The 24,465-nt window shown below is 68.4% G+C and carries 17 protein-coding genes; 7 read left to right on the forward strand and 10 right to left on the reverse strand.

From position 1 onward, the window contains the following. Window positions 1-111: 111 nt before the first annotated feature. Entirely contained in the window at window positions 112-1,701 is a 1,590-nt protein-coding gene (locus WJM96_RS00715) for an ABC transporter substrate-binding protein (RefSeq protein ID WP_424810496.1), read from the forward strand. After that, complete coding sequence (locus WJM96_RS00720; protein WP_424810497.1) at window positions 1,702-2,646, forward strand: hypothetical protein; 945 nt, start codon at window positions 1,702-1,704, stop codon at window positions 2,644-2,646. It abuts the gene before it with no gap. Here the strand turns inward: WJM96_RS00720 and WJM96_RS00725 are convergent. From WJM96_RS00725 to WJM96_RS00735, 3 genes are all read right to left on the reverse strand, one after another. Next, entirely contained in the window at window positions 2,634-3,536 is a 903-nt protein-coding gene (locus tag WJM96_RS00725) for a PHP domain-containing protein (protein WP_424810498.1), read from the reverse strand. The two genes, WJM96_RS00720 and WJM96_RS00725, sit on opposite strands and share 13 nt — an antisense overlap. After that, window positions 3,536-5,551, reverse strand: coding sequence for a TRAP transporter permease (locus WJM96_RS00730; protein ID WP_424810499.1), 2,016 nt, complete (start codon window positions 5,549-5,551; stop codon window positions 3,536-3,538). Before WJM96_RS00730 ends, WJM96_RS00725 begins: the two co-directional genes overlap by 1 nt. Before the next feature lie 72 nt (window positions 5,552-5,623). Further along, window positions 5,624-6,598, reverse strand: coding sequence for a TAXI family TRAP transporter solute-binding subunit (locus WJM96_RS00735; RefSeq protein ID WP_424810500.1), 975 nt, complete (start codon window positions 6,596-6,598; stop codon window positions 5,624-5,626). Between the two features lie 329 nt (window positions 6,599-6,927). Here WJM96_RS00735 and WJM96_RS00740 point away from each other — a divergent pair, with 329 nt between their 5' ends. Then, window positions 6,928-7,746: a cyclase family protein gene (locus WJM96_RS00740; RefSeq protein ID WP_424810501.1), complete on the forward strand. Its 819-nt coding sequence runs from the start codon at window positions 6,928-6,930 to the stop codon at window positions 7,744-7,746. Between the two features lie 10 nt (window positions 7,747-7,756). On the opposite strand, the gene WJM96_RS00745 is transcribed toward WJM96_RS00740, so the two are convergent. Both WJM96_RS00745 and WJM96_RS00750 read right to left on the reverse strand, forming a co-directional pair. Further along, on the reverse strand, window positions 7,757-8,998 hold the full coding sequence (locus tag WJM96_RS00745) for an MFS transporter (protein ID WP_424810502.1): 1,242 nt from the start codon (window positions 8,996-8,998) through the stop codon (window positions 7,757-7,759). After that, entirely contained in the window at window positions 8,995-13,593 is a 4,599-nt protein-coding gene (locus tag WJM96_RS00750; protein WP_424810503.1) for an NAD-glutamate dehydrogenase, read from the reverse strand. The genes WJM96_RS00745 and WJM96_RS00750 overlap by 4 nt, the downstream gene beginning before the upstream one ends. A gap of 91 nt (window positions 13,594-13,684) precedes the next feature. On the opposite strand from WJM96_RS00750, the gene WJM96_RS00755 reads away from it, so the two are divergent. The 4 genes from WJM96_RS00755 to WJM96_RS00770 all read left to right on the forward strand — a co-directional run bounded on the left by WJM96_RS00755 (window position 13,685) and on the right by WJM96_RS00770 (window position 18,166). Continuing rightward, window positions 13,685-14,914, forward strand: coding sequence for a cupin domain-containing protein (locus tag WJM96_RS00755; RefSeq protein WP_424810504.1), 1,230 nt, complete (start codon window positions 13,685-13,687; stop codon window positions 14,912-14,914). 10 nt (window positions 14,915-14,924) lie between these two features. Further along, entirely contained in the window at window positions 14,925-15,341 is a 417-nt protein-coding gene (locus WJM96_RS00760) for an OmpA family protein (RefSeq protein ID WP_424810505.1), read from the forward strand. 183 nt (window positions 15,342-15,524) lie between these two features. Then, window positions 15,525-16,919, forward strand: coding sequence for a DUF1800 domain-containing protein (locus tag WJM96_RS00765; protein WP_424810506.1), 1,395 nt, complete (start codon window positions 15,525-15,527; stop codon window positions 16,917-16,919). Continuing rightward, entirely contained in the window at window positions 16,916-18,166 is a 1,251-nt protein-coding gene (locus tag WJM96_RS00770) for a DUF1501 domain-containing protein (RefSeq protein WP_424810507.1), read from the forward strand. Before WJM96_RS00765 ends, WJM96_RS00770 begins: the two co-directional genes overlap by 4 nt. A gap of 18 nt (window positions 18,167-18,184) precedes the next feature. Here WJM96_RS00770 and WJM96_RS00775 read toward each other — a convergent pair whose 3' ends face one another. The 5 genes from WJM96_RS00775 to WJM96_RS00795 form a co-directional block, all read right to left on the reverse strand. After that, window positions 18,185-19,765 carry an ABC transporter substrate-binding protein gene (locus WJM96_RS00775; protein ID WP_424810508.1) on the reverse strand — a complete coding sequence of 527 codons (1,581 nt, stop codon included), beginning with the start codon at window positions 19,763-19,765 and terminating at the stop codon, window positions 18,185-18,187. Window positions 19,766-19,847: 82 nt separating this feature from the next. Further along, window positions 19,848-20,444 carry an alpha/beta hydrolase gene (locus WJM96_RS00780; protein WP_424810509.1) on the reverse strand — a complete coding sequence of 199 codons (597 nt, stop codon included), beginning with the start codon at window positions 20,442-20,444 and terminating at the stop codon, window positions 19,848-19,850. A 154-nt stretch (window positions 20,445-20,598) separates the two neighbouring features. Next, a complete protein-coding gene (locus tag WJM96_RS00785) occupies window positions 20,599-20,832 on the reverse strand; it encodes a DUF1289 domain-containing protein (RefSeq protein WP_424810510.1) in 234 nt (77 codons plus the stop codon). 59 nt (window positions 20,833-20,891) lie between these two features. Continuing rightward, entirely contained in the window at window positions 20,892-22,784 is a 1,893-nt protein-coding gene (gene mdoH / locus WJM96_RS00790) for a glucans biosynthesis glucosyltransferase MdoH (RefSeq protein ID WP_424810511.1), read from the reverse strand. Further along, window positions 22,772-24,241 (reverse strand): glucan biosynthesis protein, encoded by a 1,470-nt coding sequence (locus WJM96_RS00795; protein WP_424810512.1) that lies wholly within the window; start codon window positions 24,239-24,241, stop codon window positions 22,772-22,774. Before WJM96_RS00795 ends, mdoH begins: the two co-directional genes overlap by 13 nt. Window positions 24,242-24,465: the final 224 nt, after the last annotated feature.

The following is a 24,465-nucleotide window of genomic DNA, read 5'->3' on the forward strand; positions in this document are numbered from 1 at the left end:
TCGGGCGGCTCCCAGGGGAATTCTGTCTTTGATGCAATATAGGGCAGGTCGAACCGGATTGCGATGGGGGCGACTTCGCATCAGGATTTCCCTACCGAAACGGAGAATCTGATGCGACTTCGGAATGTATTGGGTGTCATGGCGCTGGCCGCCGGGCTGACCCAGCCTGCCCAGGCCCAGGCGCCGCAGCGGATCTTCCGCTTGGCGACCAGCGTGGATGCCGCCACCCTGGACCCGCACGCCAACAACGCACTCTTCACCTATCTCGTCGTCAGCCAGGTCTATGAGCCGCTGACCTATCGGGGCGACGACCTGCGTGTTCATCCGGGCCTCGCCACGCGGTGGGAACAGGCAGAGCCCACGCGCTGGCGCTTCCATCTCCGCCCCGGGGTGCGCTTCTCGGGCGGAGAGAGCTTCGAGGCCGACGACGTCGTCTTCAGCATCCAGCGCGCGCTGGCGCCGACGTCCAACTACGGCATCTATGTCGACACGGTCGCGAGCGTGACGGCGGTGGATGAGCTCACCGTGGATATCGTGACCCGCGTTCCCGACCCCGTCATCCCGGACAAGATGACGCGCGTCCTCATGATGGATCGCGGCTGGAGCGAGGCGAACCGCAGCGCCGTGCCGCAGAACTTCGCCCAACGCGAGGAACTGCCCGTCGTCCGCCAGGCCAATGGCACCGGCCCCTTCATGATCCGCTCGCGCGAGGTCGACCAGCGAACCATCATGGTTCGCAACCCCAGCTGGTGGGGAACCGAAGCGGGTGAATCGCCGCAGGGCAACGTCACGGAATACCATCATGTCGTGCTGAGCAGCGACGCCACGCGCGTCGCCGCGCTGCTTTCGGGCGAGGTGGACATGGTCCATGTCGTGCCCGTGCAGGATGTGGCGCGCATCCGCGCCAACCCACGCCTGCGCGTCCTGGAGGGCCAGGAGAACCGCACCGTCTGGGTCGCCTTCCGCCAGGACGTGGACGAGCTCCCGGGCAGCGACGTGCGCGGCAAGAATCCGTTCCGCGACCTGCGCGTGCGCCAGGCCGTGGCGCATGCGATCGACGTGAATACGCTGCGCCGCACGACCTTGCGTGGCCAAGCCGTGCCCACCGGCAGCATGTGGACCCAGTTCGTGAACGGCTGGGACCAGTCGACCGACGCGCGCCTGCCCTTCGACCGCGATCGCGCCCGAGCGCTGCTGACCGAGGCCGGCTATCCGAACGGCTTCTCGGTACCGCTGGATTGCCCCGTCGGCACCTATGACGAGGCCTGCCAGGCCGTGGCGGCGATGCTCGCGCAGGTCGGCATCCGCGCAACGCTGAACATTCAGCCCAGCCCCATCTTCACCCAGCGGGCGCGCCGGCAGGAGATGGCGATGTACATCCTCTCCTGGGGCGTACCGACCTTCGATGCGAGCTACACGCTGCGGGCGATCATGGCCTCGCGGGCGCTGGGCGGGCCGGCCAGCTGGAATTTCGGCGGCTGGTCCAGCGCCGAGTTCGACGCGATGATCCCGCGCATCGACGGCGAGACGGACCCCGCCCGCCGCCGCGCGCTGATCGTCGAGGCCCACAAGCTGCACAATGCTGATGTGGGGCACCTGCCGCTCTACCACATGATGATCCCCTGGGCGCATCGCCAGGGCGCGACGATCCGCCACCGCGCGGACAACCAGGTGCAGATCCGCGAGATCCGGGTGGAGTAGTTGGCCGCGCCACTCGCCTGGCTGGGACGCCAGGGCGCGCGGGCGATCGCGGCGCTGGTGGCGGTCGGCATCGCCGTGCCGCCGCTGGGCCACGCGCTGCGCCCCTGGCTGACCGAGGCAGTCTTCCTGCTGCTGGTACTTGCCTTCCTGCGGGTGGATGTCGCGCAGCTGCGCGGGCATCTGCGGCGGCCCGGGCTGATCCTGGCCGCGACGGCATGGTCGGCCCTGGCCGTGCCGGTGCTGTTCTGGGCGGTGGCGGCGGCTGTCGGGCTGCGGGATTCCGCGCCAGGGCTTTTCATCGGCATCATACTGCATGGGGTGGCCTCGCCCATGATGGCGGCACCATCCCTCGCGGCGCTGATGGGGCTGGATTCCACGCTGGTGCTGATCACGCTGGTGACCGGCACGGCGGTACTGCCGCTGGTCGCGACAGGCTTCGCGCAGCTGGTGCTGGCGGACGTGCTGGCCATCGCTCCCCTCGCGCTGGGCCTGCGGCTCGCCATGATCCTGGGCGGGGCGCTGCTCGCAGCGCTGATCCTGCGGCGGCTCATCGGCACGGCCGCGTTGATCCGGCGGGCCGACGAGCTGGCCGGCATCAACATCATGGTGCTGCTGGTCTTCATCTGCGCCGTGCTGGCCGATGTGGCGTCCCTCGCCTGGGATCAGCCGCTGCTTCTCGCGGGACTGGCCGCATTGGGCTTCGCCGTTTTCGCGGCGTTGCTGGCGGCGTCGGCCCTGGCCTTCCGCCGGGCCGGGCGGGTGCCCTCCCTGTCCGTGGCGGTCATGACCTCGCAGCGGAACATGGGGTTGGTTTTCGCGGCGGCGGAGGGCGCACTGCCAGGGACGGCCTGGGCCTATTTCGCGCTGGGCCAGTTCCCGATCTATCTCTCGCCGCTGCTACTGCCGCCGTTGCTGCGGCAGCTCGCTCGCGATCAGAACCAGTAGGGATTCGACCAGGCCCGGCGACCTTCCGCGTCCACCACTGCGATACGCGCGAAGCCGCCGGCCTTCAGCCTCGCCTCCAGCGGCAGCGTCACCCGTGTCTGCCCCGGCACGACCGAGGTCTTGGACGCCGAGCCGCGCCCCAGGACCGCGACCGCCGTGGCGGTGGAGCAAATGACCTCCACGCTCTCCTCGCCCCAATGGATCGCCTCGATCGACGGCCCCTGGGTTGAGTAGAAATGCCCGGCCTTGAGCGCGGACAGCAGCGCCTCCGGCTCGTTCGCCTCGGCCTTCACCATGAGCCATCCGCCGAACCAGTCCCGGTTCGCGAAATGCGCATCATCGGTGGCCAGGAGGGTGATGCGCCGCCCCTGCGCGAGGAGCTGGTCCACCAGATAGGCGCCGTCGCCGCGATCCACGCGGGTGGCGCTGGTGTGGTTGTAGATCTCGACCGCATGGGCGCCGGGGATCGTCGCGGCATCCTCGGTGGTGAGCGAATACCAGCCCGGATGCGGGATGGCGACGAAGGCGCCCGCATCGAGGCAGCGCTGCGCCAGCTGCGGCCCCGTCTCGCCCTCGGCCGTCGGCGCGAAATCCAGCGGCAGGCCGACGGCGAGGATGTGCCACGTCTCGCCCAGCGCGGTCGCGGGCGCATGGACCTCCGCACCCAGGATCGTGGTGAAAGCCTCCGTCCGGTAGGGCCGCGTGTCCGCGATGGGGAAGTCGTACTTCGCCCAGAAGTGGTCCGTGAGGGCGAGGAAGTCGTAGCCGCCCTCGCGATAGGTGGCGCAGACTTCCGCCGGGCCGCGCACCCCATCCGAAAGGTTGGAGTGCGTGTGGATATTGCCCTTCCAGAAGCGGCCGGGCGCGGCGAAGACCGGGTCGGCGCGCATCAGGCCAGGGCCGGGTTTCGCTTGTTCCGCATGAACTGCAGCACGAGCAGCACGAGGCCCAGCGCCATGCCCAGCAGATGCGGCACGGGGATCGCGTCGCCGAAGGCTGCCTCGAACACCGCCGGGAAGACCATGAGCAGGCCGGCCAGCGCCATCGCCCAGCGCTCGGGCTGGCCCATGCGCGTGATCCCGTAGCCCTGCGTCGCGGCGGACAAGGCGGCGAGGCCCAGCGTCGCGAGCACCGTCTGCCATGCCACGTCCATCCAGGTCATGCCGGGCTTGAGGCTGAGCAGCAGGCCCACGCCGTTCGGATCCGTGACGAAGACGAAGGGCAGCAGGAAGGCCGGAAGCGTGTACTTCCAGGCCATCAGCGTCGTCTTGTACGGGCCCGCGCGGGTGATGGCCGCGGCCGCGAAGGGGCTCAGCGCCGTCGGCGGCGAGACCTCGGACAGCACGGCGTAGTAGAAGACGAACATGTGCGCCGCGTAGTCCGGCACGCCGAGCTTCATCAGCGCCGGCGCGGCCACGACCGCGCAGATGATGTAGCTGGCCGTCACCGGCACGGCGAGGCCGACCACCCACACGATCAGCGCCGTGTAGATCGCCGTGATGACGAGGCTGCCGCCCGCGGCCTGAATGGCGATATCGGAGAATTTGAGCCCCAGTCCGGTCAGCGTGATGCAGCCGACGATGATGCCCGCACTGGCGCAGGTGGCGGCGATGCTGAGCGCCTGTTCGGAACCCGCGGCCAGCGTCCGGATCAGCTTCCGCGGCCAGAGCGCGTGCTCCTTCGAGAGGAAGGATAGCGCGATGGCGAGCAGCATCGCATAGAGCACCGAGAGCGTGGCCGAGTAGCCGAGCGCCATGAAGACCACGATCGCGAGCAGGCTGCTGAAATGGTACCAGCCCTTGCGGAACAGCACGCCCACGGGCTCGACATCGATCTTGCTCTCGTCCTTGCCGCCGCCGGCGGCGCGGATGCGGCGCTGGTCCAGCTCCACCATGAAGAGCAGCGAGGCGTAGAACAGGCAGGTCGGGATCACCGCCATCAGCAGCACGTCGAGGTAGCTGATCTTCAGGTACTCGGCGATGAGGAAGGCGGCCGCGCCCATGATGGGCGGCGAGATGATGGCCCCGAGGCCGCCTGCGGCCAGCAGGCCGCCGGCGTCATGCGCCGAATAGCCCACGCGCTTCATCATCGGCCAGGCGACCGTGCCGATGGTGACCGTGGTCGCGACGCCCGAGCCGGAAGGCCCGCCCAGCAGGAAGGCCGAGAGCACCACGGTGCGGCCGGCGCTCGTGGCCTTGGCACCAGTGGCCGCGAAGGAGAAGTCCACGAAGTATTTGCCCGCGCCGGTGGAAGCGAGGATCGCGCCATAGATGGTGAAGAGGATGATGAGCGTCGCGCTCACATCCACCGCCGTACCGTAGATGCCCTCCAACGTGATGGCGATGTGCGGGATCAGGCGCTCGGCGTCATAGCCGCGATGCGTCCAGGGCTCGGGGAAGTGGTTGCCGAAATAGGCGTAGAGCAGGAAGCAGATGGCGATGACGGGCATGATCCAGCCCGTGCAGCGGCGCGTGATCTCCAGCACCAGGCCGATCAGCAGCCAGCCGACGACGATGTCCATCGGCTCGGGGAAGATGACGCGGTCCTGCAGGTCGTCGCCGCCCGAAATCAGATACCAGGTGACGTAGAGGCCCGCCGCCACCAGCGCCCAGTCCCAGGGCGGGAAGCGGTCGCGGAAGCGCGGCGTGATGGGGAAGAGCATGAAGCCCAGCACCATCGTGAAGCCCACATGCGCGAAGCGCAGCGTGGTGGTGGGCACGATGTCCCAGGCGGCCCAGAGGTGGAACAGCGACATCACCAGCGCGATGCCCACCGCCACCTGGCCGAGCAGGCCCGGCAGCCGGTTCATCGCGCCCTCCTCGGCCTCGATGAGCTTGCCGATGCGCTTGGTGGTTTCGGCGTCGAGATTGCTGGTGTCGATGTCGGGCGGGAGGGTGCTGGACATACGCTGATCTTCCGAAAACATGCGGCCGGGCAAAGGCCCGGCCGGTATCAGTGACGACGGAGCCCGGAGGCCTTAGCCGAGGTTGGCGCCCTTGGCCTTCCAGAAGGCCTCGGCCGCCGGATGCCAGGGCACGCCCGCCGCCGCCGTCTTCTGCTGCTCGAGCGTGAAGTCTCGCGCGGCGGAGTGGACGCGGGCCCAGTCCTCGCGGTTGCTCCAGAGGATCTCGAGGATCTGGCCGACGAGCTGGGGCGAGGCATCCTCGCGCATGCCCAGGATGTTCGCGACCGAAAGCTGATGGTTCGGCGTGGTCTGGCCCGGATAGGTGCCCGCCGGGATGGTCTCGGCGAAGTAGACGGGCCCATGCTCCCGCACGATGTTCGCCAGCGCGTCGGCATGGTCCACCATGACGAGCTGCGTGCCCGGCGTGGCGCCGAGGTCCGTGATCGCGCTGGTCGGGATGCCGGAGACGAAGAAATAGGCGTCGATCTTGCCGTCGCGGATCGCGTTGGTGCTCTCCGCCGGCGAGAGGCGCTCCACGCTGCGGAAGTCCTTGGCGACATCGAGGCCAGCGGCGGTGATAAGGCGGCGGGCGAAGAGCTCGGTGGCCGACTGCGGCGCGCCGGTCGAGATGCGCTTGCCCTTCATGTCCGCGATGGAGCGGATATGGCGGTCGGCGGTCGTCACCACCTGCATGCGGTTGGTGTAGAGCACGGCGATCGCGCGCGCGGGCACCACGCGGCCGCGGAACTGGCCGGCGCCGCGGACGCTGTCCACCGCCGCATCCACCTGCCCGAAGACGAGCTGAGCGCGGCTGGCGCCAAGGAGCTGGAAATTGGCCGTCGAACCGGCCGTCACCTCAGCCGTCGCGGAGACGCCGGGAATGCCGCGCGTCAGGTAATTCGCGAGCGCGCCGCCCAGGGGATAGTAGACGCCGCCCGTGGTCCCGGTGGCGATGGCGATCTGCTGCGCCGTCTGCGCCAGCGCGAGGGGCGCGCCCATCAGCGACAGGCCGGCACCAAGCGCGCCACGGCGTGAGAGCTGGTTCATCGAACGTTTCTCCTGGTCGTTTTCTGTCCTCGGGGATGGCTGGAAATGTCCGGAATGGCAAGGGGGAACGGACAAAAGAGCAAGCTTGTCTTGCCGATTTCATTCCGTTTGTTAACGTTCCGGCGCGGGCCCTGCCCGCCTACGAACAATCGGAGGGACGCCCCATGAAGGGCCTGTCACGTCGCGCGCTGTTTGGCGCGTGCTTCGCATGCGGTTCCGCCCATCTCGGATTGCGGGCCACGCCGGCGCAAGCCCAGCAAGCCTGGACTCCGCCCCCCGCCTCGGCCCGCTGCCCCAGCCGCTGGGGTCCGAACGACCGGCGCGGCAGCATGAACCTGATGACACCCCAGCGGATGCGCGACGCCGCCGCGCTGATCCGCGAGGGCCGCAAGATCGAGATCGGCCACGTCCTGTCCCAGAGCATGCCCTTCTTCGGGACGCGCCGCTTCGATGTTCATCTCAAGCAGACCTTCATGAACCCGCAGGCCAACCGCCGCGGCTCCAACGAGGAGCTGGTGGTGGGCGAGATGGCGCAGATCGGCACGCAGTTCGACTGCTTCCCGCATCAGACCATCGGCGACGAAACCTATAACTGCGTGAATGTGCCCTCGATCATGACCCGGGGCGGCTTCACCGAGATGGGCGTCGACACCGTCGGCATGATCATGACGCGCGGCGTGCTGATCGACGTGGCGAGCCTCAAGGGCGTGCAGACCCTGCCCGACACCTACGAGATCACACCCGAGGACCTGCAGCAGGCCCTTGCCCGCCAGCGCGTGGAACTGCGCGAGGGCGACGCGATGATCATCAACACCGGCTGGGCGCATCTCTGGGGCCGCGAAAATGCCCGCTATGTCGCCGGCTGCCCGGGTATCGGCGTGGCGGCAGCGGAATGGCTGATCCAGCGCAACCCGCTTCTGCTGGGCGCCGACAATTGGCCGGTGGAATGCGCGCCGTCCAAGACGATGCCCAATGCATCCCTGCCCGTGCACCAGATCGCGCTGGTGGTAAATGGCGTCCACCTGCTGGAGAACATGAAGCTGGACGAGCTGGTGGCGTCGGGCCGAAGCGAGTTCTGCTTCGTGATGCAGCCGCTTCGGATGCAGGGCTTCACCGGCAGCACCGTGGCGCCGGCGGCGTTGTTCTGACCGCTCAGGCTTAGCGGGCCTTCACCGTGGCCAGGATCGCCGCGCCAAGGCCCAGCATGACCAGCACCACCGCCATGCCGGCCCGCTGGCTAGCGAAGGTGCTGGTCACCAAGGCCAGCAGTGCCGGACCGATAAAGCCGGTGGCCCGTCCCGACAGGGCAAAAAGGCCGAAATAGCCTGTGACCTCGTCGGGCGGCGCCAGCTGGGCCATCAGACTGCGGCTCGCCGCCTGGGCGGGGCCGAAAAGCAAGCCGAGCCCGACGCCCAGCACCCAGAACACCGTCTTGCTTTCGGTCAGCAACATACCCGCGCCGATGGCCATGATCAGCAGGAGGGCGACCATCACCGTGGCCCGCGCGCCGCGCCACTCCTCCACATAGCCGCCGGCGAAGGCGCCGATCCCGGCCGTGACGTTCAGCGCGATGCCGAAGAGCAGGATCTCCTCGAAGCCCATGTGAAAGACGCCCGCCGCGTAGACCGCGCCGAAGGCGAACAGGACGTTGAGCCCGTCCGTGTAGAAGATCCGCGCGATCATGAAGCGCAGGATTTCGGGATGCCGGGGCAAGCCCCGCAAGAGTCCCACGAACTCGCGCAGCCCCTCGCTGGCCGCCACGCCCCAACCTTGCCGCCGCCCCGGCGCCTCCGGCACGAGGACCAGCACGGGCCAACCGAAGATCAATACCCAGGCGGCGACCACCAGGGCGGTAGCACGCACATGCTCCGCCGACGCGCGATCCAGGCCGAAGGGCGAGGGATCGGGCTGCACGAAAAGCGCCAGGCAGAGCACGAGGCAGGCAAGACCTCCCGCGTAGCCCAGCGCCCAGCCGATGCCTGAGACCCGGCCCAACCTTTCGCGCGTCGTCACGCCGGGCAGCATGGCATTGTAGAACACCGTCCCCACCTCGAAGGCGAGGGTGCCGAGGCCGACACAGACCAGAGCCCAAAGCACGTAACCGGGCTGCGGCTGGGCGAACCAGATTCCGGCGGTGAAAAATGCCGTCAGCAGCGTGAAGACCATCAGGAAGGCCCGCCGCCGTCCGCCCGCATCCGCTATGGAACCCAGAAGCGGCGAGAGGAGCCCGATGCCGAGCCCCACCAAGGCCTGCATCCAGCCCCACATCACCTGGCCGGTCACCGGGTCAGGCGCCACACCCTTGGTGAAATAGGCGGCTATGACGAAGGTGGAGACGACTGTGGGAAACGCGCTATTGGCCCAGTCATAGCTGGCCCAGGCCCATTCACGTCTCGTCAAGGCAAGGCCGCCAGCGCTCGCGCCGCCACGGTCACAGCCGCGAAATCGGCCGCCGCAGCGGCCTCGCGCACCAGCTTGCGTATCGCTTCCAAGCCCGTTCCTTCCATGCTTCGCCCAGCCATTCGCGCCGCGGCGAGCCGCGCCTGCGTCGCCCGCAGATCGGCCAGCAGGGCGGCGCGTGCGCGGTCGCCATAGAGCCCTATCACGGGCATGCGCCGCGCCGCTTCTCCCAACGCGTCGAGGTGGAAGAAGGCGCCGATCTCCACCCAGGCCGCCGCGGCCTCCGCCGGCCCGGCTCCACTGTCATGGGCGAGGCGGACTATCGAGGGCGCTGCGGCCAATGCGGGGGCCGCCGCGACGAAGCGAGCCAAACCTTCGCCCGCCTGATTGGCAACGGCGCTTTCCGTCAGGGCTACGACACCGGGCCCGAGGGCCTCCACGGCACGCGCAAGCCCGCCGCGCGCAGCGTCCAACAGCTCCACCGAGGCCGCCTCCATCAGTTCCCGCAGCACGGATTGCGCCTCGAGGCGTGGTTCGGGCGGCAATTGCTCCGCCTCCTCGAAGCGATCCTCGAGGCGGAAGAGTTCCGAAGCGAGCCAGGCAGAGCCCACGACCTCGGCAGGATCTGCCTCCGCCACCAAACGGCCCAGCGCCGCGCAACCCAGACGGTTGGCCACGGTATTCGCCAGGGCGGTAGCGATAAGGTCCTGCCGCAGGCGATGCCTCGCCAGGAACGTCCGGAAGCGTTCCGCGCGCAGTGCCGTGGGGAAATACCCGGCGAGCAGCGGGACGAAGACAGGATCGTCAGGCAGCGCGCTGTCGCCGATCGCCTCTCCCAGCCAAAGCTTGGCAAAAGGCAGCAACGCCGCGATCTCCGGCCGCGTAAGCCCCTCGCCCCGGGCCATCCGGGCCTGGAGCGCAGCCGCGTCAGGCAGTCCGGCGAGCGCGCGATCCAGGAGCCCCTCCTGCTCCAGGCGGCTCATGAGCGCACCTTGCGCGGGCAGCGCCGCCGCGCCCGCTCGCGCCTCCAGCGAGACGGCGACCGATTGGAGGGCGTTGTCCCGCAGCACCAGGGCCGCGACCTCGTCCGTCATGCTCTCCAGCAGCTCGTCGCGCTGCTTGCGCGTCATCAGCCCCTCGGCCTCGGCATCGGCGAGGAGGATCTTGATATTTACCTCGTGGTCCGAGGTGCTGACGCCTGCGGAATTGTCGAGCGCGTCGGTGTTGATCCGCACGCCACCCTGCGCGGCCTCGATCCGCCCTGTTTGCGTGACGCCGAGATTGGCGCCCTCGCCCACGATCCTGGCGCGGATCTCGCGTCCGTCGATGCGGATGGCATCGTTCGCGCGGTCGCCCGCATCGCCTTGGGTCTCGCCGCTCGCTTTGACATAGGTGCCGATGCCACCGAAGTAGAGCAGGTCCGCCTCCATGCGGAGGATAGCCTGCAGCACGGCGGCGGGCTCGGCGCGCTCGGTGGTGAGGCCGAGCATGGAGCGCGCCTCCGGGCTCAATGGAATTGTCTTGAGGTTACGCGGAAAAACACCGCCGCCCTGGCTGATCAGCCGCGCATCATAGTCCGCCCAGGACGAGCGCGGCAGCGCGAAAAGCCGGGCGCGCTCGGCGTAGCTCGCGGCCGCGTCCGGCGAGGGATCGAGGAAGATGTGCCGGTGGTCGAAGGCGGCGCGCAGCAAGGTCTGCTTCGAGATGAGCAGCCCATTGCCGAAGACGTCGCCCGACATGTCGCCCACCCCCACCATGGTGAAGGGGGAGTCATGAATGGTGCGGCCCAAGGCCTCCTGGAAATGGCGGTCGATCATCACCCAGGCACCGCGGGCCGTGATGCCCATGGCCTTATGGTCATAACCGGCCGAACCCCCGGAGGCGAAGGCGTCGCCGAGCCAGAAGCCATATTCGGCGGACAGCCCATTGGCGATATCGCTGAAGGTGGCCGTCCCCTTGTCAGCGGCGGCCACGATATAGGGATCGTCGCCGTCGCGCCGCACGATGCCCTCGGCCGTCACGACCTCGGTTCCGCGCAGATTGTCCGTGAGGTCGAGCATGCCGCGCACCAGCGTCCGGTAGGCGGCGATGCCCGTCTGCTGGAAGGCCTCGCGCTCGGCCGGGATGCTCCCCTTCAGCACGAAACCGCCCTTCGCGCCGGTCGGCACGATGACGACGTTCTTGAGCCTCTGAGCTTTCATGAGCCCAAGGATCTCCGTGCGGAAATCCTCGCGCCGGTCGGACCAGCGGATGCCGCCGCGCGCCACGGGCCCGGCGCGCAGGTGACAGCCCTCCATGCTCGCGCTGTGGACGAAGATCTCGCGCCAGGGCCGGGGGCTCGGCATGTCACCTGCGAGCGCGCTGTCGAGCTTGAAGGCGATGTAGCTCTTCTTCTGGAAGTAGTTGGTCCGCAGCATGGCGCCGAGCAGCCGCCGCATGCGTTGCAGGATGCGATCGGTGTCGGGATCCGACACACTTTCCAGGAGCGCGGACCACTCCGCGTCGAGCGAAACCGTCCGATCCTCCGCACCTGGCTCGAAGCGCGCCCGGAAGAGGGATATGAGAAGCCGCGCGGCTTCCGCCGTGGCGGCCAGCGCGGCGGCAACGCTCTCCTGCGAGAAGGGGAAGCCGATCTGCTTCAGCCATCGGTACATGGCGCGGATCATCCAGCACTCGCGCCAATCCAGCCCGGCCCGGAGGACCAGGCGATTGAAGCCATCGGCCTCGGCTTCGCCTGCGATCAAGGCTTCGAGCGCGTCGAGCAGCAGGTTCTCGCGTTCCGGCAGGTAGTCGCATCCGGCATCGAGAGTGAAGACGTGAAGCGACACCGGCGCGAGGCCGCGCGGTGTGAGCCGATAGGGGACCTCCTCGATGGCGCGCAGATCCAGGCTGTCGAAGAACGGGAGCGCGTCGGCCAGGGCCAGTGCCGAACCCGGCACGGCGAGGCGCAGGCGAAGACGGCGGGGCATCTCCCCTGGCGGCACGACGACCGCGGCTTCCGTGCGGCCACTGGCCAGGGCCGTCTCGGCCAGGGCGAGATCGGCGACGGCCTGGGCGGGGCTTTCGGCCTCCTCATAGGTGCCAGGAAAAGCGTCGCTCCATTGCTCCATGGCGGCCGACGCCGCGGCTTCGCCACGCTCCTCGGCGAGGACTTCGGCGACACGGTCGCCGAAGCTGCGCGCGGCCTGCGCGACCGCCGCCTCCAGCGCCGCGCGATCCGGCGTCACGGGCCGCGCGGGATCGGTGCCGATGATGTAATGGATGCGCGCCAGCGGGGAATCACCCAACGCGATATAGAAGGCGGAAAGCCGGCCGCCATGCGCCCGCGCGAGGAGTTCGCCGACGCGGGACCGGAGCTCGGAGTCGAAGCTCTCGCGCGGTAGCCACGCGATGACGGAAACGAAGCGGCCAAAGGGGTCGCGGCGCACATAGAGCGCGGGCCGCGGCCGGATGGAGAGATCGAGCGCCTGGCGCGCGCCCTCCAGGATCTCCGCCTCGCCCGCCTGGAAGAGCTCGTCGCGCGGCCAGGTGTCCAGGATGTTGCGGAGCGCGCGCCCATCATGGCTATTTGGCGCGACGCCAGCGGCGGCGAGAATGCGCTCGGTCTTGCCGCGCAGCAGCGGGATGGAGCGCGGATTGCGGTTGTACGCGGCCGCGGCGAAGAGACCGACGAAGAGGCGCGCGCCGACCAGGCGCCCGCCCTGCATGATACGCGTGACAACGACATCGGCATGCTGCGCCCGATGGACGGTGCTTCGCATATTGGCCTTGGCGACGGTGACGGGCGCCTGCTCCACCAGCGCCGCCCGGATGCGCGCATTGATGACGGGCAGGCCGGCCAGGGCGTCGAAGACCGGCAGGCGGGCATCGCGCAGCAGGCCGAGATTCTCCTCCTCGACGGCACGAGCGCCATCGCCCTCCAGCACCAGGTGGCGATGGCCGAGCAGGACGAAATTGTCGTCGCGCAACCAGGCGAGGAACTCGCGGGCTTCGCCGTCATCGGCGATCTCGTCTGCGGCGCCCTCCAGCAGCGTGGCCATGGCCGCGAAGTCGCCCGTCGCGGCACGCGTATCGTCCAGCGCCCGGCGCAGCGCCGCCTCGACATCGGCCCAGCTCCCGGAGACTGCGCCCGGCATGGGGCGCCCCGCGTGAGCGCCGATCGTCACGCGCATGAGGCTCTCGCGCAGCGGACCCTCGCCGACGGCCGTCAGATCGCCGTCCGCAGTCCGGCTCACCGCCAGGATCGGGTGCAGATACTCCCGCACGACGCGGCCCTGGCGAGTCAGCGCGCCCAGGACGCTGTCCACCAGGAAGGGCATGTCGTCGGTCACGATTTCAGCGACGGCGTGGGCCCCGCGCCCCGCGGCCGGCGGCAGCAGCCGCAGCTTGGTTTCGCCGGCCGCCCGCCGGGCAGCTAGGGCGGCAAGCGACGCCGCCGCCTCGCCCAGGGCGCCCGGCGATCGGCGGGCCAGTTCCACCCCCGGAAGGGCGGCAAAGAGCGGCGACAGAAGGGCGGCCGCGACGGGCGAAAGGCCGGCCGAGGCGGCGCGCAGCACTTCCTCCCGCACCGGGTCGGCGAGCGGAGCTTCAGGCATGGCGTTCTCCCTTTCCGGGGCATAGTTTCCGCCTGCGGGGCGTCTTGCTGCAAGCGTGGCGCACCGACCGGCGTTGCGCTAGCCTCGCAGCATGACAATGACGCTTGCCCAGCTGCTCGCGCCCATGAGCGTGGAGCAGTTCTTTGCCGAGTATCACGACAAGCAGCCCCTGCACCTCAAGGGCGACCCGGCGAAGTTCGCCTCCGTTCTGTCCTGGCGCCAGATCAACCGCCTGCTGGACATGACGCACGCCTGGACCAGCCAGTCGCTGATGCTGGTGCTGGACGGCAAGCCCGTCCCTGCCGAGCAGTACTGCACGCTGGCCCCGGGGCGCGATACCAATGCCCAGCTCATGCAGCCTGTCACCGATCGCGTCCGCGAATGGATCGCCAAGGGCGCGAGCATGGTCATGAACGACGTGGACAGCCTGACGCCGGGCCTCGCTTCCGTCTCCAACGCCATCGAGGGTGCGGGCCTCGGGAAGGCGCAGGCGAATGTCTATATCTCCTGGCAGAGCCACAAGGCATTCCACGCGCATTACGACACGCATGATGTCTGGGCCGTGCAAGTCGAGGGGGAGAAGACCTGGAATATCTGGGAGGGCCGAGCGGAATGGCCGATCAGCCACCCGGTATTCCGCTCCCAGACGCAGGAGCATCACGAGCAGGCCAAGGGCAAGCTACGAGCCAGGGTACTGCTGAAGGCGGGCGACCTGCTGTACCTGCCGAGGGGCTGGTACCACGATGCCCTCGCCGAGGCGCCTTCCAGCGTCCACGTCGCCTATGGCGCGCACGCGGTGAATGGCATGGACCTCATGACCATCCTGGGCGAGCGCGTGCTCTACGACACCGCCTTCCGCCAACCTTTGCCGCGCCAGGATGGAACCGCGGCAGCCCGCTTCGCGTTGACCCAGCGCGCAGGTCAGCTCGGCCAGCGCCTCGCGGAGCTGTGCAAGGACCCGAAGGTGATGGAAGTGCTCGAGCGCTTCGTGGCGGACTACCGGTATCAGCGTGGCGGCAACGATCTGCTGGCCTGGCGCGGCATGGCGCCGCCTCAGACCGAGGAAGCGGCTGGCGCCGGAGAAGCTGGTGCCTTCCGCGTCGTCGCGGGTGGCGCCAAGCCGGTACGCCGTGGCGCCGACTGGGTGCTGAAGACGCCCTCCGGCGCCCTCGCGCTATCGCCCGGCGAGGCGGAAGCGGCCCAATGGGTGCTGGGCCGTCCTGACGTGACCGAGGCCGAGCTGAGCAAGGCGCATCCCGGCGCCGATGCGGCTGGTCTCATCTCCAAGCTGCGCGACGCCGCGCTCCTTGTCGCCACCTGAAGGGTCTTCCATGCACCTGACGCTACTGCTGCTGCCGCTGCTGCTCAGCGCCCTCCCGGTCGCGGCTCAGGTGCGCGAATTTTCCTGTGTGGGCGCCGAACGCCTAACCGATGACGCGGCCGTGATCACCTTCGCGCGAGGCCGCGACAAGGTGCAGGATGATGCCGCCGGTGTTCTACGCCCTCTTGCCGAGCTCGCCGTCGCGCAGCCGTCGCGTAATGTCTGCATCCTGGGCTACGCGTCGGGGAGCGAGGGCGGCGCCGAAAGCGGCAGCCGCCTCGCGGCCCGCCGCGCCCGGGCCGTGGGGCTGGAACTGGCGCGGCTTGGCGTCGAACGGGATCGCGTGCGCGCCGAGGCCCGTACGCGGGGATTTGCCAGCGGCGGCGTGGACCGGCGACCCGGCGCGCGGGTAGTTTTGCTGCCCTAGGCCTCGCGCCCCATTCTTCCAAACAGCCTAGAACCGTGGCCATTTAGGAAGCCTTGTCGGCCCCAAAAGGGCCCCGCGCCCCGGGGCAGCCGGACGGCTACCGTATCCTTCGAGGGTCACAATACTTCACACCCAATTCGCTCGCATTGGTCATGATAAGGGGCCGGCCATGGGAGTACGAGGATGGATCTAGGCATCGCTTTGCGCCGCTTCGGTCTTTGCGGCGGTCCGCAGGACGTCCCGCGCCTTCAGCGCGACCCCCGTGAGGGGGTGCTGGCAGAGGTCGCGGCCATCGCCACCGCCCGGCCGCAACCCCTGCCCGAGGGCCTCATGACCACGGCGGCTGCCAGTGAGATCTTCGTGAACCGGCGCGCGGAAGGCCGCCGCCGGCGTGACGAGATCAACGCCGCCGTTCGGGCCAGGGAGGCGCCCGGCGAAACCGGCCCCATGGAAGCACCGCCGCGCGGGCCGCCGATGTTTCCGAGCACCGCGGACATTCACCAGAGCGAACTGCAGCATCTCCTGTCGCAGGCCATAAACTCGATGCGCCCACTGGAGGAGCGGCTGGCCTTGTTCTGGGCCAACCACTTCACCGTTTCCGGCGCCCGCGCCCAGGTCACCTTCATGGTCGGGTCCTTTGAACGTGAGGCCATCCGGCCGCACATGTTGGGCCGCTTCGAGGATCTGCTGCTCGCCACCACGCTGCATCCGGCGATGCTGCGTTACCTCGACAATCAGGCTTCCATAGGCCCGAACTCACCGGCCGGGCGCGGCCGGCGCTCGGTCAACGAGAACCTGGCCCGCGAGGTGATGGAGCTCCACACGCTGGGGGTCGACGGCGGTTACACCCAGGCCGATGTCACCGCCTTCGCCGGGGCTCTTTCCGGGTGGACCGCGGCGGTCTGGCAGCCCGACAATGGTCCCGGAGGCACTCTCTTCGATGCCGAGCGGCATGAGCCGGGGCCCAAGACCATCCTGGGGCAGTCCTTTCCCGATGGCCAGGATCAGGCCGCAGCAGTGCTTCGCGCCCTGGCCGCGCATCCTTCCACCGCGCGCTTCGTTACCCGCAAGCTCGCGGTGCATTTCCTGGGCGAGGCCGTGCCTCCCCGGATTCCTGCCCACCTGGCCGATGTCTGGACCCGCAGCGGGGGCGATCTCCGCGCCGTGACGGAGGCGCTGATCCGTCTTCCCGAAGCTTGGACCCTGCCCATGGTCCGCCTCCGCTCGCCCCTGGAGTTCGTCATGGTGGCGGCCCGCATCATGGGCACGTCCCAGCCGCCGCGCGAGTTGCTACGGGATCTCTCGGCCATGGGCCAGCCGATCTTTCGCGCCGGCTCCCCCAAGGGTTGGCCGGAAGAGGACAATGCCTGGACCTCGCCCGACGGCATCAAGACACGCCTGGATTGGGCCATGAACGTCGCGGCGAAATCCGCTTCCACCGCTGATCCGCGGCGTTTGGCGGAGCAAGCTTTCGGCGCCTCGCTTTCCGAGCCCACGCGCCTCGCCATCTCTCGCGCGGAATCGTCCCAGCAGGGCCTTGCCATTCTGCTTCTCTCCCCGGAGGTGCAACGCCGATGACCGACGCCATCCCCACGACTTCGAGGCTGCTTCTTCGCCGCCGGACCATGATGGGCGCCGGCCTATCGCTTTTCGGCTGGACCCATGCTCCCCATGCCCAGGTCGCGTCAGGACAACGTGGCGAGGACCAGCGGCTCCTCGTCGTCATCCTGCGGGGCGGCATGGACGGTTTGGCAGCCGTGCCGGTGCCCGGCGACCCTTCCTTCCTCGCGGTGAGGGGGATCACCCCGCAACAGCAGCACGACTTGCGCGAGGGCACGCTGCCGCTACGCGACATCTACGCTTTGAACCGCCACCTCTCCGTCTTGCACGAGCTCTACGGGAAAGGAGAGGCGCTCATCATCCACGCTGTCGCCAGCCCGTCGCGGGAAAGATCCCATTTCGCCGCGCAGGATGTCCTGGAAAGCGGGCTGACGGCGGTTGTGAGCAATGCGCCCTCGGGTTGGCTCAATCGTGCCCTGCAGGAAATGCCGCGCGGGCCGCGCGTCCGCGGCCAATCCAACGCGCTGGCGGTCGCGCCGACCATGCCGCTCATTATGCGCGGTCGGGCCCCCGTGGGTACGTGGCAGCCGCAGACCTTCCTGACCGCCGACGCGGATACGATCCAGCGCGTGCAGGCACTTTACGCCGGCACCGACCCGGCCATGGCAGCCGCCCTGCAAAGCGGCGCGGCACTGGACGCGGTCATCGGAACCGCCAGGCAACGTGGGGCTCCGGCACTGCCCGGCCAGTCCGCGCTGGTCGAAACAGTCAGCGCCGTGGTCCGGATCATGGCCCGCCCCGATGGGCCGCGCGTCGCGACCATGAATATCGACGGTTGGGACACCCATATCGACCAGGGATTTGACCGCGGGCGGATCGGCGGGCAGATGCGCGCGCTCGACTATACCATCAGCGCTCTGAAGGAGGGCCTAGCCCCTGTCTGGTCCAGCACGGCCGTCCTGATCGTCACGGAGTTCGGCCGCACGGTGCGGATCAACGGCTCTGCCGGAACGGATCACGGAACGGCGACCATCGCGCTTCTGGTCGGCGGCGCGGTGAAGGGCGGGCGCGTGCTGGCGGACTGGCCGGGCCTCGCCCCAAACCAGCTCTTCGAGGGCCGCGACATCGCGCCCACCACGGATCTGAGGGCCGTTTTCAAGGGCGTACTGGCGGAGCATGTGGGCGTGCCGCGTCGGGCGCTGGATACCAACGTCTTTCCGGACACCGCCGCGGTTCAGCCGCTGACCGGGCTGGTCAAGACCTGATCTGCCCGCGCGGGCTAGCTACTGCGCCGCCGTAACCGTCGACGGCGCGAACTCCATCGCCCGGGTGTTCTCTTGCAGGCGCGGCGAGTAGGTCAGGCTCGGCTTCGTGGCCCAAATGTTCACCTGGTGATGGATCGGGATGACCGCGAGATCCCGCTGGATGGAGTCGCGAATTACCTGCTGATACAGCGCCTCGCGCTCACGCGTCGGGATGGTAGCGAGCGCACGGTCGATCAGCGCGTCCACCGCTGGGTTGCTGTAGTGCGAGGCTCGCATGGTCGACCCGCGGCCCCGCGGCGGGTCCGGCGTCGCGGACATCACCGTGAGCGAGGTGTCCGCCTCGCCTGTCGAAGAGGACCAGCCGGTCAGGCTCGCGGAGAATTCATCGCGCGCCCCGCGCGAGAAGAACACGCTGGAAGGCTGCGTTGCGACCTCGGTCCGCACGCCGATGCGTGTCCACATCTGCGCGATGGCCTGCACGATCTCGGCGTCGTTCACGTACCGGTCGTTGGGGCCGTTCAGAACGATGCGGAAGCCCTGCGGGAAACCGGCCTCGGCCAGCAATCGGCGGGCACCTTCGACGTCGAAGGTGGGCACAGGGATCGACGGATCATAGCCCAGCGCGCCTTCTGGCATGAGCTGCCCGGTCGGAACGGAGAAGCCCTCCATGATCTGCCGCGCGATACCTGGCCGGTTGATCGCCATGGAGAGCGCCCGCCGGACTCGCACGTCCCGCAGCGGATTGTCGGCAAAGGGCCGGCCCTGATTGTCGGTGACGCTCGGCGTCACGGCTCGATTTGAATCGATATAGAGGTAGATCAGCCGGAGGCCCGGCCGTTCGATCACGCGCAGCCGCCCATCGCGGCGGAGTTGGGCCACGTCTCGCGTCGGCACGGCGTCGATCGCGTCCACATCGCCGGCCCGGAGCGCCGCCACGCGAGCGCTGTCGTTCGGGATCATGCGATACGTCACCCGGTCCCAATGCTGCCGCTCGCCCCACCAGCCCGGGTTGCGCGCGAAGACGGCGCGATCACCGGGCGTGTAGCTCACATAGCGATACGGGCCGGTCCCCACGGCGGCGCGGCCGGAATTATAGTCGCTGGTCTGGGCACTGGTTCCATGCCGGCGAGAAATGATCGCGAAGGCCGCGATATTCATCGGCATCAACGGCACCGGCTCAGCCGTGTGCAGGCGAACCGTCAGGCTGTCGATCACCTCGATGCGAGTCACGGGCTGCGTGTAACGGGACAGCGATGTCGGGCTGTTCGGCACCTGGGGCACGCGCGAGAAAGTGAAGACCACGTCGTCCGCCGTGAAAGGCGAGCCGTCATGCCAGGTGACGCCGGGTCGCAGCTTCACCTCCCAGGTCAGGTCGTTGATCGTCTCCCAGGACAGCGCGAGGCCGGGTACGGGCCGCATCTGGGCGTCGGTGCGAGCCAGGGAGTCGAAGACATGCTGCGTCAGGGCGTGATTCGGCGAGAGATCATGGAAATGCGGATCCATCGACGAGAAGGCACCCCCAACGGCCAGGTTGAGGTCCGCGGCCTGGGCTGGGACGAGAAGGGCGCAACTAAGTGCGGCAGCAACGGCGAGGCGCATTCGATGTTCCTTCGTCCCGATCGCGGGCAAGGCTGCCCGTCATCGGTTCTTCAGGTCCAGGAAAATGCGTCCGGTATGCGCCTCAATTTCGCGCCGGCATCCAACGCACGCCTTTCTCGCGGGCGTTTGCCTCGAAATCGTCCATCGCGGAGACCGTGATGTCCGGTGGAACGACGTGGCCGCCATCGAATTCCCTGTAATGGACGCGATAGCCCGCTTCCCGCAGCCGATCCACGGCAGGGCGACCGCAACGGCTGATGGGGAGGACCGTGTCCTCGCGGCCGTGGGAAACGAAGATGGCGGGTCGCCCCTGCCATGGACCAGGAGCGACGAAGCCTGGCGAGAAGGCGATGACCTGCGAGAAGAACAGCCCATTGATGAGGCCGAGCGACAAGGCATAGGACGCGCCGTCCGAGAAGCCCGCCACCGCGACCCGGCGCGGGTCCACCGGAAAGCGGCAGAAGACCGCCTTCAGCGAATAGTCCAGCACGGCGACGTCGAACCCATAGCCGCCCTGGAGCAAATCCCATGTGCTGCCGCGCGACTTGGTCGCCAGAACCAGGCAGCCTCGGCGTTCCGCCTCAGCACGAACATGCCGCAGGCCACGCTCGGGGTCGGATGTGGCGCCATGAAACATCACGATGAGCGGGAGAGGTCCCTCCGGCAGGAGCTCGGGCACCAGAAGAACCGGGCGGCCTTCGCCCTCGCCCAGCGGACGCCCTATTCCCGCAGGAAATCGCGGCGCCACAACTTCCGCCGGGCGGGCAGAGAGCAATCCTTCGCGCCATCCCGCCTGGTCTTCTTCGGAGAAGGACAGCGCATCCATGCCGCGATCAATCCCTGTGCTTCTTCTTCCCTGCGTCAGGCCCGACGATGTGGCCTTCGGCCGCCATGGCGGCGAGCCTCGGCGGAAGGGAGTCGCGAATGACGTCGCGATACGCCGCGACGCGCTTCCAGGCCTTCTTCTCGCGCAGGGTCATGCCACAGCCGAAGCACCATCCGCTCTCGTCGTCATATCGGCAAATCTTGATGCAGGGTCGGTCATGTTTCGACATCGCCATTTTCATATAGGGCGGCCGGCCGGCTCCGTCGCGGCTTTTGGATTGCGCTCCTCGCCCGCTCAGGATCAGCCAGCCATGGCCGCGGCCACAAGCGCTGCTCTGTCGTCGCCAGCGCCAGGAGTGTCCGATGTCAGCAGAACGCCGGAAGGCGCTTCTTCGGTCGGCACCAGAAACAGGCCCCAGCGCCGGAACCGGTCGCCGGCTTCCTCGCTGGCCGTCCAGGCTATCAACCAAGGGGCCGCGACCAGTCCCACCAACACCGGCGCCATCCAGGCCGCCAAGAGCGGATTGATCGCGACTGCCAGCGCGGTCAGCGCGAGGCCGAGGAACAGGTGTCCACGCGCGATCCGGAAGGCATCGCGGAGACGGATCTCCTCACCCTCGCGGCGTTGCGCCGTCCAACCGCCGTCGCGGCCCAGCAGGACGTCCACGCATTGCCGTGCCTGCGTCAGCATGGTGACCGGTGAAAGGAGGGAGGAGAGCAGAATCTCCACCAGGCCACTGACCATCAGCCGCATCCGGCCGCCAAAGGCTCTCCGGGTCGAGAGCGCGACGGCGACGAGTGCGAGGATCTTGGGCGCCAGCAGAACCAGGAATGTTCCACCGAACACCCAAATGGCGCGTTCGGAATCGACGATGGGCCAGGTCGGGAACAGCGCATGGGTGGCGGGGAAATACTCGGGCCGCAGGAAGTGGGCCTGAAAGGACACTGCCAGTCCCAGCACCAGAAAGCCGAGCCAAAGCGGCGCGGACAAGTAGGCCGCGATCCCCACCAACATGTGCAGGCGGCTCATCGGATGCAGGCCGGCAGCGCCGATCACCGCGCTATGTTGAAGATTGCCCTGACACCAGCGGCGGTCCCGCACCGCGAGGTCCGGCAGGCTGGGCGGACCCTGCTCATAGCTGCCGGGCAGGAGCGGCGCCATGTGGATGGCCCAGCCGGCGCGGCGCATCAACGCCGCCTCGACAAAATCGTGGCTCAGGATCTCTCCGCCGAACGGCTTGCGGCCCGGCAGGCGCGGGAGGCCCGCTGCCTCGGCAAACGCGCGCGTGCGGATCATGGCGTTATGGCCCCAGTAGTTCCCCTCGGCGCCGGACCACCAAGCGAGGCCCTGCGCGATCAGCGGGCCATAGACCTGACCTGCGAATTGCTGCATCCGCGCGAGGAGGGTGCGCCCGCCCTGCAGCAACGGCAGCGTCTGGATGAGGCCGACATCCGCATGCCGCTCCATCCCGCCGATAAGGGCGAGGATGGTGCGGCCCTCCATGAGACTGTCGGCGTCGAGGATCAGGAACTGGGCGTAGCTCCCGCCAAAGCGGCGTACCCACTCCTCGATATTCCCCGCCTTGCGGCCGGTGTTGCGTGAGCGGTGGCGATAGAAGACGCGCGCTCCGTCCCGCGCTCGCAACGCGAGGACAGCGTCCGACTCCATCTGACGGCAGGCCGCATCCGTGGAATCGCTGAGGACGAAAATGTCCACGCCATCCACCACTCCCGCTGCGCGCAGCGACGCCCGTATCGCGGAAAGGCGTGCGCTCCATTGGCCCACATCCTCGTTGTACACGGGCATTAGGAGCGCCGTCCGCGTTTGAGGCAGCGGACTCTGCTCGCCGAGCCGCAACGGGTCGGACCGGCGGAGAAGCCCTGGTAGGCCCGCCACCGCGCTCGTGAACGCCAGGGCGATCCAGATCGACAGCAGGGCGAAGATCGCGGTTAGCACCACCCCGGTGGCGCTCCAGCGAGACAACCCTAGCACAAGGGACATTTCGGCGGTGGCAACGCCCGTCAGCAGCAGCGCGCCACCGATGACGAGCAGCCGGCGGAGCCACATCAGCGGCGGCGACGAAGTGCCGCGACGGACTTGGCGAGGGGCTGCGGAAAGATCCTGCGCCGGCATCGGCATCGGCGCTTCCGGCGGCAGGATCTCGAAGCCCGGAAGGCGGTTCAGGCCGTCCATCGGAAAGCCCAGCTCTCCGACACCGGAATCTGGCCGCGCATGAGCCGCGCCCGGATTTCGGCGATGCGAGCGCTGCCGGGATGCAGCTCGAACGCCAGACGCATGCCGCCGGTCTGCGGATTGGATTGCAGGACGATGTTCTTGAGCTCGCCCGCGCTGGTTTCGGCTGCCACTTCCGGCGCCGCGTCCGCCGAGCCGGCTTGAACCGCCCCGAGTTCCAGAACAAAGATCCGCGCGCGCCCTCCGTCGCCGATGACACCGACCCGCGTCTCCTCGAAGCGAGGCAGGCGGGAATCGCCGCAGGCAGCCCCCGTCCAATGTAGCCGATAGTGCAGAGGGAAGGGCTCCTGGGCCTTCAGCGGCGCGGACGGAACCCACGCGGCGGCGATGTTGTCGTGAATCTCGCTCTGCGTGGGGATCTCCACGAGCCGGACTTCACCCGCGCCCCAGTCGCCCAGCGGCTCGGTCCAGAGACTTGGACGCCGGTGGTACTCGGCGCCGAGGTCCTGGTAGCTGGCAAATTGGCGAGCTCGCTGCAGCAGACCGAAGCCGCGCGGCCCGCGATCCTGAAACCCACTGACCTGCAGGTCGCGTGGATTGGCGAGGGGCCGCCAGATCTGCTCACCCTGGCCGGTGCGCATCAACAGCCCGTCGGAATCATGGACAGCCGGCCGGAAATCCGCGACTTCGGCTCGATCCTGCGGCCCGAAGAAGAACATGCTCGTCGCCGGGGCGATGCCGACGCCGGCGACTTCCTGGCGCGGATAGAGCGTCGCCTTCACCTCCATCACGGTCGTATCGCCCGGCGTGATGACGATGCGGTACGCGCCTGTCAGGCTCTGGCTCTCCAGGAGGGCATGCACGATCGCGGCGCTGTCACCGGCCCTAGGTTTCTCCAACCAGAAGGCAGTGAAAGCCGGGAATTCCTCGCCCCGTGGATCGGCGGTGCGAATGGCCAGCCCACGCGCGGAAAGGCCATAGACATTCCCGCGGCCGAGGCCCCGAAAATAGCTCGCGCCCAGGAAGGAACAAAGCTCGTCGAAATGATCCGGCCGGTTCAGCGGCGACAGCAGGCGAAACCCTGCGAAGCCGATGTCCTCGTCGTCCGCCGGGCCCTGCACGTCCTCGTAGCGGAACTGGTCGGGTCGGAAGCGGATCGGCGTGGATTGCCCCTCGGCGACCTCAAACAGCTCGACGCGATCCTTGAAAAGGAAGCCGCGGTGATGCGGCTGCATGCGAAAGGGAGAATCCGGATCGGACCACCACGCCTGGGCCGCATCGAAGCGGATCTTGCGATAGCCATCATAATCCAATCGGTCCAACTGACGCGGCAGGTTGGCGGTTCGGCGGCGATAAGGCTGGTTGGACAGGAACTGCGCGATAGCCGGGACAGTCTCAGCGTCGAAGGGCGCAGGTCCACGTTGTTCGGAGGGAAGAACCTGCGTCGTGCCCCCCATTCCGCCGAGCAAGAACGAAGAGCCTACCGCGGCACCCAATATGATGCTGCGCCGGTGCACGACCGCCTCAGCCCAGGGCCGAGGGCCGGAACACGCCCAGCCGGTTCGCGACGACGCACATATGTCCTCCTCGCGAGCCACAGGCACGCGGAAATCGGTTTGTCAGGTAAAGCCTCACGCCTCGGTGCCGCCGGCAACCTTCAGGGGAGGTGTTGGTGGCGCGA

It is taken from the genome of Roseococcus sp. YIM B11640, assembly GCF_049727625.1.
Taxonomy (GTDB): domain Bacteria; phylum Pseudomonadota; class Alphaproteobacteria; order Acetobacterales; family Acetobacteraceae; genus Roseococcus.